11 protein-coding genes are annotated in these 12,811 nt (G+C 60.4%); 3 read left to right on the top strand and 8 right to left on the bottom strand.

The genetic code is table 11. The features are described 5' to 3' along the window. Window positions 1-347: 347 nt before the first annotated feature. From PYR65_RS08420 to PYR65_RS08410, 3 genes are read left to right on the top strand one after another with little or no spacing between them, the layout of a single operon-like run. Window positions 348-1,742 (top strand): circularly permuted type 2 ATP-grasp protein, encoded by a 1,395-nt coding sequence (locus PYR65_RS08420; protein ID WP_082546658.1) that lies wholly within the window; start codon window positions 348-350, stop codon window positions 1,740-1,742. 6 nt (window positions 1,743-1,748) lie between these two features. Beyond that, window positions 1,749-2,687 carry an alpha-E domain-containing protein gene (locus tag PYR65_RS08415; RefSeq protein ID WP_060636991.1) on the top strand — a complete coding sequence of 313 codons (939 nt, stop codon included), beginning with the start codon at window positions 1,749-1,751 and terminating at the stop codon, window positions 2,685-2,687. Window positions 2,688-2,708: 21 nt separating this feature from the next. Continuing rightward, the gene (locus PYR65_RS08410) at window positions 2,709-3,536 is read left to right on the top strand and encodes a transglutaminase family protein (protein ID WP_276120639.1); all 828 of its coding nucleotides are present in this window, start codon (window positions 2,709-2,711) and stop codon (window positions 3,534-3,536) included. Window positions 3,537-3,627: 91 nt separating this feature from the next. Here the strand turns inward: PYR65_RS08410 and PYR65_RS08405 are convergent, their stop codons facing one another. The 8 genes from PYR65_RS08405 to mmsA all read right to left on the bottom strand — a co-directional run bounded on the left by PYR65_RS08405 (window position 3,628) and on the right by mmsA (window position 12,778). After that, the gene (locus PYR65_RS08405) at window positions 3,628-4,362 is read right to left on the bottom strand and encodes a hypothetical protein (RefSeq protein ID WP_276120638.1); all 735 of its coding nucleotides are present in this window, start codon (window positions 4,360-4,362) and stop codon (window positions 3,628-3,630) included. A 356-nt stretch (window positions 4,363-4,718) separates the two neighbouring features. After that, window positions 4,719-5,132 (bottom strand): type II toxin-antitoxin system VapC family toxin, encoded by a 414-nt coding sequence (locus tag PYR65_RS08400; protein ID WP_328518506.1) that lies wholly within the window; start codon window positions 5,130-5,132, stop codon window positions 4,719-4,721. Further along, window positions 5,129-5,374: a type II toxin-antitoxin system Phd/YefM family antitoxin gene (locus PYR65_RS08395; RefSeq protein WP_276120636.1), complete on the bottom strand. Its 246-nt coding sequence runs from the start codon at window positions 5,372-5,374 to the stop codon at window positions 5,129-5,131. The genes PYR65_RS08400 and PYR65_RS08395 overlap by 4 nt, the downstream gene beginning before the upstream one ends. Window positions 5,375-5,496: 122 nt before the next feature. Beyond that, the gene (araD, locus tag PYR65_RS08390) at window positions 5,497-7,236 is read right to left on the bottom strand and encodes an L-arabinonate dehydratase (protein WP_276120635.1); all 1,740 of its coding nucleotides are present in this window, start codon (window positions 7,234-7,236) and stop codon (window positions 5,497-5,499) included. 74 nt (window positions 7,237-7,310) lie between these two features. Beyond that, window positions 7,311-8,744, bottom strand: coding sequence for an aldehyde dehydrogenase family protein (locus PYR65_RS08385; protein ID WP_276120634.1), 1,434 nt, complete (start codon window positions 8,742-8,744; stop codon window positions 7,311-7,313). A gap of 66 nt (window positions 8,745-8,810) precedes the next feature. Then, on the bottom strand, window positions 8,811-9,803 hold the full coding sequence (gene araD1, locus PYR65_RS08380) for an AraD1 family protein (RefSeq protein ID WP_276120633.1): 993 nt from the start codon (window positions 9,801-9,803) through the stop codon (window positions 8,811-8,813). 231 nt (window positions 9,804-10,034) lie between these two features. After that, on the bottom strand, window positions 10,035-11,243 hold the full coding sequence (gene mmsB, locus PYR65_RS08375) for a multiple monosaccharide ABC transporter permease (RefSeq protein WP_276120632.1): 1,209 nt from the start codon (window positions 11,241-11,243) through the stop codon (window positions 10,035-10,037). Then, complete coding sequence (gene mmsA / locus PYR65_RS08370) at window positions 11,243-12,778, bottom strand: multiple monosaccharide ABC transporter ATP-binding protein (RefSeq protein WP_060637073.1); 1,536 nt, start codon at window positions 12,776-12,778, stop codon at window positions 11,243-11,245. The genes mmsB and mmsA overlap by 1 nt, the downstream gene beginning before the upstream one ends. Between the last annotated feature and the right edge of the window lie 33 nt (window positions 12,779-12,811).

The raw sequence follows: 12,811 nt of genomic DNA, 5'->3' as shown, positions 1-12,811 counted from the left end.
GGATCCGTTCGTCAACCGAATGCGATAGGGCCGCATCCGGCGATGGTCAAAGCAAAATTCCTGATGTTTATCTTCAGCGGCGGCGCCGGATGGGTGCGTAAATTTTAAGCATTGTCACAGTTCCCCAAGCGATAACTTCTCCCGTCATTGAGGCGCAGCGTGCAAGTTGCAGTGCTTCATGATGAAAACCGCGCCATGACCAACCATAGATAGCGGCCAAAAGCCCAAAAAAGCAGCGATCTTGCGCCGCAATTTCTTTTGACTTCCATCGAGCATGCTTCTTGCATTGCCCTTGCTGTTGGTCTCAAATGACAAAAAAGGGGATCACACCGTTGGCATTTGACGAAATGATGAATGCGGACAATAGCCCGCGCCAGCCTTACACGACTTACAATGATTGGTACGCAGCCCAGGACAAGGCCCGCCTGATCGCCAAATCGAGGGAGGCCGAAAACATATTCCGCAAGACGGGCATTACCTTTGCTGTCTACGGACATGCAGACAGCTCCGAAAAGCTCATCCCCTTCGATCTCATCCCGCGCATTATTTCCGGCCGCGAATGGCGCAAGCTGGCGCAAGGCATCGAACAGCGGGTCATCGCGCTGAACGCCTTCCTCGACGACATCTACCACAAGCAGGAAATCATCAAGGCCGGCCGCGTTCCGCGCGAGCTGATCGAGCGCAATGTCGCCTTCCTGCCGCAGATGATCGGCTTTCGGCCGCCGGGCGGCGTCTATACCCATATTGTCGGCACCGACATCGTGCGCACCGGCGAGGATCAGTTCTACGTCCTCGAAGACAATGCCCGCACGCCCTCCGGCGTCAGCTACATGCTGGAAAACCGCGAAACGATGATGCAGATGTTCCCGGAACTCTTCCATCAGAACCGCGTCCGCCCGGTCGAGAACTATCCGTATCTGCTGCGCCATTCGCTGGCGTCTCTTGCGCCTCCCGGATGCGAAGGAAAGCCGCGCGTCGCGGTTCTCACCCCCGGCATCTACAATTCGGCCTATTACGAACATGCGTTCCTGGCCGACATGATGGGTGTCGAACTGGTCGAGGGATCGGACCTGCGCGTCATCGACGGCAAGGTGAAGATGCGCACCACACGCGGCTACGAGGCGATCGATGTTCTCTACCGCCGCGTCGATGACGATTATCTCGATCCGCTGACCTTCAAGCCCGAATCGGCGCTTGGCGTTCCCGGCATCATGGATGTCTACCGCGCCGGCAATATCACCATCGCCAATGCGCCGGGCACCGGCATCTGCGACGACAAGGCGATCTATTCCTATATGCCCGAAATCGTCGAATTCTATACCGGCCGCAAGGCGCTGCTGGAAAACGTGCCGACCTGGCGCTGTTCGGAAGCCGACAGTTTGAAATATGTGCTGGAAAACCTCGCCGACCTCGTCGTCAAGGAAGTGCATGGGTCCGGCGGCTACGGCATGCTGGTCGGGCCGACGGCCTCCAAGAAGGAACGCGCCCTGTTTGCCGAAAAGCTGAAGGCGCGCCCTGCCAACTATATCGCCCAGCCGACGCTTTCGCTTTCGACAGTGCCGATCCTCGTCAACAAGGGCATTGCACCACGCCATGTGGATCTGCGCCCTTATGTCCTCGTCTCCGACAAGGTGCAGATCATTCCGGGCGGGCTCACCCGCGTGGCTTTGAAGGCCGGCTCGCTGGTGGTGAATTCCAGCCAGGGCGGCGGCACGAAGGATACCTGGGTTCTGGAGGACTGATACGCAATGCTTGGAAGAACCGCAAACGGCCTCTACTGGATGTTCCGCTATATCGAGCGGGCCGAAAACAGCGCCCGGCTGATCGATGCCGGCCTGCGCATGTCGCTGACCCGTTCGGAGGCAACCGAAAACGATTGGGACGGCGTCCTGCAAAGCTCCGGCGTCCGCGACATCTACGACGACCTCTATCCGGCGCTCACCAGCGCCGACGCCATCGATTTCCTGCTGCGCGACAAGTCCAACCCCTCCAGCGTGATGTCCTGCATCGATTCCGGCCGCAACAATGCCCGCATGGTGCGCACCGCGCTGACGCGCGAAACCTGGGAAGCCACCAATGAATGCTGGCTGGATCTGAAGACGATGCTGGCAAGGCGCGTCAAGCCGGCGGACCTGCCGGAAGCCATCGACGCGATCAAACAGAAGACCGCGCTGATCCGTGGCGCTTTCCACGGCACGATGCTGCGCAACGAGATCTTCAACTTCTCGCGCATCGGCACCTTCATCGAACGGGCCGACAATACCGCCCGCATTCTCGACGTGAAATATTACGTGCTGCTTCCGGCGGTGTCGCAGGTCGGCTCCTCGATCGACAATGTGCAATGGGAATCGATCCTGCGCTCGGTCTCGGCGCACCGGTCCTACGGCTGGGTCTACGAGGCGGAATACAAGCCGTCGAACATTGCCGACTTCCTGATCCTCAACGGCCGCATGCCGCGCTCGCTTGCCTATTGCTACGACAAGATCGTCAGCAATCTCGGCTATCTCGCGCGCGAATATGGCGAAGCGCACGCCGCCCACGCAACGGCTGAGGGAACACTCTCCTCGCTGCGCAGCCATTCGATCAAGGATGTGATGGACCAGGGGCTGCACGAATATATCGAGAACTTTATCAGCCACAACAACCGTCTGGGACAGGAAATCTCCGATGGTTACCGGTTCAACTGAGATTCGGATGGGAGAGACCGCATGCGTCTGAAGATCAGCCACACCACCGAATATACCTATGCCGAACCGGTGCAATATTCGCTGCAACGGCTGCGCCTGACACCGCTGACGCAGACCGGGCAGACCGTCATCAGCTGGGAAACCTCCGTCGAGGGCGCCAAGATGGAGGTCGGCTATGACGACCATTTCGGCAACCGCGTCAATCTCGTCAGCGTCAACGGCGACCAGACATCGATTCGCATCGTCGCGTGCGGCGAAGTGGAAACCGAGGACAAGGCCGGCGTCTACGGCGCGCACCAGGCCTATGCGCCGCTCTGGCTCTATCTGCGCGAAACGCCGCTGACCAAGATGACCAAGCCGATCCGCAATCTCGCCAAGGCGATGGTTGGCGACACGGACCTTGCCAAGATGCACGCGCTGATGGGCACAATCGCCGAAACGGTGGAATACAGGCAGGGCGAGACTGGAACGGAAACGACGGCCGAACAGGCGCTTTTGCAAAAAAGCGGCGTCTGCCAGGACCACGCCCATATCATGATCGCCGCTGCGCGCACGCTGGGGCTGCCTGCCCGCTATGTGTCGGGATATCTGATGATGGAGGATCATCCCGAGCAGACGGCGAGCCACGCCTGGGCCGAAGTGCATCTCACCGGCCTCGGCTGGGTCGGCTTCGACGCCGCCAACAAGATGTGCCCCGACGACCGCTATGTGCGCATCGCTTGCGGGCTGGACTACCGGGACGCAGCGCCGATCTCCGGCCTGATCCATGGCGCCTCCAGCGAAGCGCTCAAGGTTTCGGTGACGGTCGAGCAGCAGGGCCAGAGCCAAAGCCAGACGCAGAGCCAGTAATCTCCTGACGAATGACAGCATGGAAAATCCCGCCATCATCAAAGCTGGCGGGATTTTCCGTTTTACAATTCCCAATTATCGCGCGGCCCAATTAACGCGCGGCGCTGGCCTGCAGCAGACGACAGAGGCTGACGAGGCTCGCATCATAGCCGCCCGAACCGGTGACATCGCGGCAACGGCGGATGAGACGGCGCTGCTCTGCGGACGACAGATTGTTGAATGCGGCTACCGAGGCCATTCCGGGTTTCGTGACACCATTGCCCGGGTTGACGCCAGTGCCGGGATTGCCAGTGCCGGGATTGGACGTCACCGGCGTATTGCCGCCGACACCTACGCCGACGCCAACGCCAACACCGTTGCCGCCGCCGATGCCGACCCCAACGCCCGCATTGACGCCGCGCGATCCGCCAAGGCCAAGGCCGGCACCGGCATTGACGCCGTTGCGTCCACCCGCACTGGCCGCAACGCCGGCGGACAAGCCGCGGCTGCCGCCAACATTGGCACCCACGCCTGCGTTAACGCCAGACCTGCCGCCCACAGACGCGGTCGCCCCGGCAGAAACGCCCTTGTTTCCGCCGACCGATGCACCTGCGCCGGCGTTGACACCCTTGCTGCCGCCGACAGAGGCGCCGACACCAGCATTGACACCTTTGCTGCCGCCAAGCGACGCTCCGACATTGGCGTTGATCCCGCCCTTTCCGCCGATCGATGCGCTGACACCGAGACCACCACGGTTGCCGTTCTTGTCGCGGGCCTCAGCGATTGGCGCGAGCGCCGCGGCTGCGGCAAACATGCCGAGAGACAGGCTTACGATTGTGATTTTCATAACGTTCTCCTTCCCTTAAGCCGAAACCGGAGCGGCTCGGCACTGAAGAAGCAACCGGTTGAACCTACCTTCGTTCCACACGCTATGCGGCTTCACGCAAGCCGGGTCAACGCGGCATAAGCACGTTATCTTGCAGTTTAATCAACTGTGCCAAAATGGAGCAGACTTGGATGTTCTGTGCTGTTGGTCCCAGGAAAACACGCCCACCATACGGCAACATGGCGAAGTGTTCGCACATCGAACTCGGTCAAAGTCGGGAACCTTGACGGCGGCGAGAGTGCAGCATCACAGCTTCGCATGGCCGTTACACAGGCCGGTGCAGCCTGCGGCAACGGGGCTATGCGGCCATTGATGCGTCAAGCCTGTGCGGGCAGAACATTAACATGGCCCTTTGCCCCGTAATCCAGGATCGCATGATCCGCTGTCATCAACGGTGCCTGATGAAAACGGGCTGTGGCGACGATCATTCTATCGGCGGGATCGGCGTGCAAATCTCCAGGAAGACGGACGCTACCCACGGCGATGGGCGCGTCCAGAGGGGCAAGTTGCACACCGGGCAAGGCCAGAGCCCGGTCGATCCAGCGGCCGACATCGTCCCCGAGCGCAATGCGTCCCTTCTCCGCCAGCATGGCGATTTCCCAGGGCGTGATCGCCGAAACCAGAATGCGGCTATGCTTCGTGGTGTGATCGATGATCTGCCGTGCCTTCGGGCCCAGCCTTGGATCGTCCTGCACGGCCCAGATCAACACATGCGTATCGACGACGATCACCGGTTCGCGTCCCATTCCCCCGTCTCGACCGCCGGTGAAAACGGATCCTCATAGGTCAGGACACTGCCCTTCATCGCGCCGATAATGCTGGTGAAAACAGCGGCGTCCGGAACCGGCGAGAGAATGGCTACGGGCTTTCCCCGCTTGGTGATGGTGATCGGTTCGCCATCGCCGCCCATCTCCTCGATCAGATGCAGGCACTTTGCCTTGAATTCAGCCGCACCGACTGCCTTGCCTGACATGACCATATCTCCTGTACATCTGACCAAATATATAGTCCTTTTCTGTCTTTGCTGCAACGTTCCCTCAGAAACAGAAAAGGCGGAGCAAATGCCCCGCCTTTTCGATTTTAAACTCATACAGATCAGTGGCTATCCTTGCCGACAGCACTTCCACGACATCCCTTGAGGAAGTCGAGGTCGGCGCCGGTATCTGCGCCTTCGACATGCTGCTGATGCAGGAAGGCATAACCCGATGTCGGCAGGTCGTGATGCGGCTTCCATTGGGACAGGCGCTCTGCCAGTTCCTGTTCGGAAATATCGAGATGCAGGCGGCGATTGGGCACGTCGAGCTCGATAAAGTCACCATTCCTGACCACGGCGAGCGGCCCGCCGACGGCAGCTTCCGGCGAGGTATGCAGTACGACCGTGCCATAGGCCGTACCGGACATGCGGGCATCGGAAATGCGCACCATGTCGGTAATGCCCTTTTTCAGCACTTTGGGCGGAAGACCCATATTGCCGACTTCGGCCATGCCCGGATAGCCCTTCGGTCCACAGTTCTTCATGACCATGATGCAGGTCTCGTCGATATCGAGATTGTCATCGTTGATCTTGGCCTTGTAGTCGTCGATATCCTCGAACACCACCGCCCGGCCGCGATGCATCAACAGATGCGGCGACGCTGCCGATGGCTTCAAAACTGCGCCCTTCGGCGCCAGATTGCCGCGCACCACGACGATGCCGCCCGATTGGGTCAGCGCCTTGTCGGTTGGCAGGATGACGTCCTCGTTCCAGTTGACGACGTCCTTGACCTCGTCCCACATGGTTTCGCCCGACACCGTCAGCGCATCCTTGTGCAGCAGGCCCGCTTCGCCCAGACGCTTGATGACGACAGGCAGGCCACCGGCATAGAAGAACTCTTCCATCAGGTACTTGCCGGACGGCATGAGGTTGACGATGGTCGGCACGTCGCGGCCGCAACGGTCCCAGTCGTCGAGCGTCAGGTCGATGCCGACCCGGCCGGCCATGGCGAGCAGATGGATGACGGCATTGGTCGATCCGCCGATGGCCGCATTGGTGCGGATGGCGTTTTCGAAGGCCTGTTTCGTCATGATGTCGGAAGGCTTCAGGTCGTCCTTGACCATCTGCACGATCCGGCGGCCGGTGAGCTGCGCCATCACCTTGCGGCGGCTATCGACGCCTGGGATCGCGGCATTGCCGGAAAGAGCCATGCCGAGCGCTTCGGCCATGGAGGCCATGGTGGAGGCGGTGCCCATCGTGTTGCAGGTGCCGGACGAACGGCTCATCGAGGCTTCCGCCTCCAGGAACTCGTCCTGCGTCATCTCGCCGGCTTTCACCATTTCGGAGAATTTCCACAGATGCGTACCGGAGCCGACGCGCTCGCCGCGGAAATAACCGTTCAACATCGGGCCGCCGGTGACGACGATCGACGGCAGATCGACGGAGGCCGCAGCCATGATCAGCGACGGCGTGGTCTTGTCGCAGCCGACGAGAAGCACGCAGCCATCCATCGGCTGGCCACGGATCGTCTCCTCGATCGCGAGAGCCGCAAGGTTGCGGTACATCATTGCGGTCGGACGGAAGGTGTTTTCGGATGCCGAGAACACCGGCACTTCCATCGGGAAGCCGCCGGCCTCCCAGACGCCCGCCTTCACCTTTTCGGCAAGCTCGCGCAAATGGCCGTTGCACGGCGTCATATCCGACCAGGTGTTGAGGATGCCGATCACCGGGCGTCCGTCGAACAGGTCGTGAGGATACCCCTGGTTCTTCATCCAGCCGCGATGGTAGATCACGTCGCGGCTCGTGCCGCCGTACCATTCCTGGGACCGCAGCCTGCGCGGCCATTCCGCTTTCTTCGTCATAGTCCTTGTCCTTTAAGAGGGAGCGGACCGGGCCTTGCCCGGTCCTGAAATGTCTTCACGCCGGCGTAACGTCTTTACGCCAGCGTGTAGGCCGTCTTCACCACGGTGAAGAACTCGGCCGCATATTTGCCCTGCTCGCGCGAGCCGAAGGAGGAAGCCTTGCGACCGCCGAACGGCACATGGAAATCGACACCGGCTGTCGGCAGGTTGACCATGACCATGCCGGCTTCCGAATTGCGCTTGAAATGCGTCGCGTGCTTGAGGCTCGTCGTGGCGATCCCGGCCGACAGACCGAATGGCGTGTCATTGGCGACGCTGAGCGCCTCGTCGTAATCCTTGACCCGGATGACCGAGGCAACGGGGCCAAAAATCTCTTCGCGCGAGATACGCATCTGGTTGGTGGCTTCGGTAAACAGCGTCGGCTGCAGGTAGAAGCCCGGATTGTCGCGGGTGATCGTCTCGCCGCCGAAGGCAAGCTTGGCGCCTTCCTGCTTGCCGATCGCGATATAGTCGGTATCGGTTGCCAGCTGCCGTTCATCGACCACAGGACCGATATGGGTGCCAGCCTTCAGCGCATCATCGACCACAAGCGTCTTCAGCTTTTCGGTCAGAGCCGCCACGAACGTGTCGTGGATGCCTTCGGTGACGATCAGACGCGACGATGCGGTGCAGCGCTGGCCGGTCGAAAAGAAGCCGGAATTGGCAGCGGCTTCGACGGCGACGGTGAGGTCGGCATCGTCAAGCACGACCATCGGGTTCTTGCCGCCCATTTCCAGCTGGAACTTGCGGTTATGCTCGATCGAAGCGGCAGCGACGCGCTTGCCGGTCCCGGTCGAGCCGGTAAACGTGATACCGGCCAGATCAGGACTGTCGAGCATTGCCTGACCGACGACCGAACCCTTGCCCATGACGAGGTTGAGCACGCCCTTCGGAAGACCGGCGCGATGCAGGATATCGACGATGGCCCAGGAGCAGCCCGGCACCAGTTCGGCCGGCTTGAAGACGATGGTGTTGCCGTAGCACAGCGCCGGCGCGATCTTCCAGGCGGGAATGGCAATCGGAAAGTTCCACGGCGTGATGATGCCGATGACGCCGATCGGCTCGCGGGTGATCTCGACGCCGATATTGGGGCGCACCGACGGCAGCACTTCGCCTGCCAATCGCAAGGCTTCTCCGGCAAAGAAATCGAAAATTTGCGCCGAACGGATGGTCTCGCCGATCGCTTCCGGCAGGGTCTTGCCTTCTTCGCGAGCCAGAAGCTTGCCCAGTTCGTCCTTGCGGGCGAGGATTTCGTCGGCGGTCTTCTTCAGGATAGCGTGACGTTCGAGAATGCCCGAGCGCGACCAGGCCGGAAATGCAGCCTTGGCAGCCGCGATTGCGGTCTTGGCATCGTCGGCGCTCGCCGTCGCGTAAAGTCCGACCACTTCATTGGTGTTGGAGGGGTTGATGTTCTCGACACCGTTGCTGCCGACCCATTCGCCGGCGATCAGGTTGTGATGGAGTGTCATAGGCTTGAAGCCTCCTTGGTTGCACAGGCGCCCTCAAACAGGCGCCCGCAGTCAAATCCATAGAAATCAGAGCTGGCCGATCGTCACGTCGTCTTCGCCTGCAATCGCCAGCGTGTTGCGCAACGGCAGGCCGAATTCGGCGGCCTCTATTTCAAAGACATCGCCCGCCTCGGTCTTGATGCCGTCACCGAAGGACAGCGTCGCCGTGCCGAACATATGGACATGGACATCGCCCGGCGCACGGAACAGTCCGTATTTGAAGTGGTGATACTCCAGATTGGCGAAAGTATGGGACATGTTGGCTTCGCCCGACAGGAACGGCTTTTCCCAAAGGACGGCACCATTGCGGAGGATGCGCGAGGTTCCGCGGATATCGCTGGGCGCTTCGCCGACCCGGATTTCCGGGCCAAAGCTTGCCGGCCGCAGCTTGGAATGGGCGAGATAGAGATAGTTGACGCGCTCGGTCACATGATCGGAGAATTCGTTGGCGACGGCAAAGCCGATGCGGAAGGGAGCGCCCGTGTCGGAGATCACGTAGATGCCGGCCATTTCCGGCTCTTCGCCGCCATCCTGCGCAAAGGAGGGCGAGACGAGATCGCCGCCGGGGGCGACCGTCTGGCTGCCATTGCCCTTGTAAAACCATTCGGGCTGAACGCCCTTTTCGCCGGGCTTCGGCTTGCCGCCTTCCAGGCCCATCTTGAACATCTTCATCGTGTCTGTGGCGCCCTCTTCTACCTTGGACACCGCAGCGTGCATCGCATCACGCGTCGAGGCCGAGCCCAGATGCGTCAGGCCGGTGCCGGTCAGGTGCAGATGCGCGTCATCGGGATGGGTGATCGGCGGCAGGAAATTGCCCTTGGCATAGGCGTCCTGCAAATCGACATCAGCGCCAAAACCATAGGTCTCGACGACCGCCTTGAGGCTTTTACCGGAATTGGCCGCTTCCATCGCCAGTGCGTAGACGCTTGCGGCGTTATTGACCGCGCGTGCGGCCTGGCCTTCTTCGCGGACGGCGACCGTGATCGATCCGTCATTGTTCTTCACCTGGGAAATCAGCACAGCACTATCCTTTTTTCGATCCGGGCTGTCGTTTCGGTGTCCAGCGGCTGGCTTCCGGCAATGACAACCCATTGGGAGGCATGGCGCATGCTCCCGTGGGTGGCGGCAGGGCCGCCGTTCTCTTTATGATGCGTGGGCCGGAGCATCCCGCCAAATGTCAGCGCGGGACGCGCTCCGGCACCCATTTTCGCCGCCGGACAAGGCCCGGCGCGCGGGACGGACCGGAACCGGTCAGCCCTTGTTCTTGTTGTAGACGTCGAAGAAGACCGCAGCCAGAAGCACGAGGCCCTTGACCAGCTGCTGGTAGTCGATGCCGAGACCCATGATCGACATGCCGTTGTTCATCACGCCCATGATCAGCGCGCCGATGACAGCGCCGGTGATCTTGCCAACGCCGCCCGATGCAGACGCGCCGCCGATGAAGCAGGCCGCGATCACGTCGAGCTCAAAGCCGACGCCGGCCTTCGGCGTTGCCGAATTCAGGCGGGCCGCTATGATCATGCCGGCAAGAGCCGCCAGAACGCCCATGTTGACGAAGGTATAGAACGTCAGCCGCTCGGTGTTGATACCGGAGAGCTTTGCCGCCTTCTCGTTGCCGCCCATCGCATAGATGCGGCGGCCGATCGTCGAGCGTGTGGTGATGAACGTGTAGAGCGCGATCAGGAGCCCCATGACGATCAGGACGTTCGGAAAGCCCTTGTAGGTCGAGAGCTGGAAGCCGAGGAAGATCGCCACGCCGGCAATGATGGCCATCTGACCGGCAAAGAACGCGAAAGGCTCGTTCTCGGTGCCGTGCTTGTCATTGTTGCGGCGGTCGCGCACGCCGTAATAGATGGCAAGCGCAATCAGGGCGACGACGACGACAAGCGCGAAGAAGTTGGTGATCGTGCCCGGCAGCGGATTGAGGAAATACAGGAAGTCGGGGACGAAGCCGGTCGACAGCGACTGGAAATCCTTCGGGAATGGGCCAATCGGCCGGTTCTGCAGGATGAGATAGGTCAGGCCGCGGAAGACGAGCATGCCCGCCAGCGTCACGATGAAGGCCGGGATCTTCTGGTAGGCGACCCAGTATCCCTGCGCCGCCCCCACCAGACCGCCGAGGATGAGGCAGACCGGCACGACGATGGAGTAATGAATGCCCCACTTTACCAGCATGATGGCCGACAGGCCGCCGGTAAACGCCACGATCGACCCGACCGACAGGTCGATATGACCGGCCACGATGATCAGCAGCATGCCCAGCGCCATGATGACGATGAAGGAGTTCTGCAGGATCAGGTTGGTGATGTTGACGGGGCGGAACAGAACGCCGCCGGTCATGAACTGGAAAAACAGCATGATGACGACGAGGGCGATGAGCAGGCCGTATTCCCGGATATTGCTTCTGAAGTAATCGCCAAGGGATGGTGTGGTTTTCTGAACGCTTTTTTCGGCGGCCATTAGTGTTTCTCCCCGGAGCGCATGATGGCGCGCATGATGGATTCTTGACTTGCTTCCGCTTTCGAAAGCTCGGCGACGATGCGTCCTTCGTTCATGACGTAGACACGATCGCATGTTCCGAGCAGTTCCGGCATTTCCGACGAGATCATCAGAATGCCTTTTCCTTCGGCCGCAAGCTGGTTGATGATGGAGTAGATTTCATATTTCGCACCGACGTCGATGCCGCGCGTCGGTTCGTCGAGAATGAGAACCTCCGGGTTGGTGAACAGCCATTTTGACAGCACGACCTTCTGCTGGTTGCCGCCCGACAGATTGACGGCTTCCTGATAGATCGAGTGCGACCGGATGCGCAGCTTGGTGCGGTAGTCGGTGGCGACCTTGGCTTCCCGGTGGCCGTCAATGACACCGCCATTGGCCACGGCATCGAGATTTGCCAGCGTCGTGTTGTGCATGATGTTGTTGTTGAGCACCAGGCCGAGATGCTTGCGGTCTTCCGTCACATAGGCAAGACCGGCATCGATGGCGCGCGGAATGGTGCTGACATCGACGGTCTTGCCGTGCATCAGCACTTCGCCGGTGATCTTGTGACCCCAGGACTTGCCGAAGATGCTCATCGCCGTTTCGGTGCGCCCTGCCCCCATCAGGCCGGCAATACCGACGACTTCGCCGGCCCGCACGGTGAAATTGATATCGTGCAGGAACTGCCGGTCGCGGTGATGCTGGTGGAAGACGTTCCAGTTCTTCACTTCCAGAAGCGTTTCGCCGATCTTGGGCTCGCGCGCCGGGTAGCGGTCTTCCATATCGCGGCCGACCATGCCCTTGATGATCCGGTCTTCGCTGATATCCTCGTTATGACAGTCGAGCGTTTCGACAGTTCCGCCGTCGCGGATGATGGTGATCTTGTCGGCGACCTTCTTGATCTCGTTCAACTTGTGCGAAATGATGATCGAGGTCATGCCCTGTTTGCGGAACTCCATCAGGAGCTTCAACAGCGCGTCGGAATCGGTTTCGTTGAGCGATGCGGTCGGCTCGTCGAGGATGAGCAACCGGACCTTCTTGGACAGCGCCTTGGCGATTTCGACCAGTTGCTGCTTGCCGATGCCGATATCGGTGATGCGTGCCGTCGGCGGTTCTCTCAGGCCCACTTTGTCGAGCAGTTCCTGGGTGCGCGAAAAGGTCTGCTTCCAGTCGATGACGCCGTTTGTGGCGAGTTCGTTGCCGAGGAAGATGTTTTCGGCGATCGACAGAAGCGGCACGAGCGCCAGTTCCTGGTGGATGATGATGATGCCCAGATGCTCGCTGTCGGAGATCGTTGAGAAGTTGCGAACTTCATTGTCGTAGTGAATTTCGCCGTCATAGGTTCCGGCGGGATAGACACCGCTCAGCACCTTCATCAGCGTCGATTTTCCGGCGCCGTTTTCGCCGACCAATGCGTGAATTTCACCTTCGCGAACCTTGAGGTTGACGTTGTCCAAGGCCTTTACGCCCGGAAACGTCTTGGTGATGCCCCGCATTTCAAGAATGATGTTGTCCATGTTCGGGTATTCCTGCGGCAGTCCGTGGATGAT

Origin of the sequence: Pararhizobium qamdonense, assembly GCF_029277445.1 — a bacterium.
Taxonomy (GTDB): domain Bacteria; phylum Pseudomonadota; class Alphaproteobacteria; order Rhizobiales; family Rhizobiaceae; genus Pararhizobium; species Pararhizobium qamdonense.
Note: the sequence above shows the minus strand (reverse complement) of the source record. Positions and strands in the feature narration are given on the sequence as shown.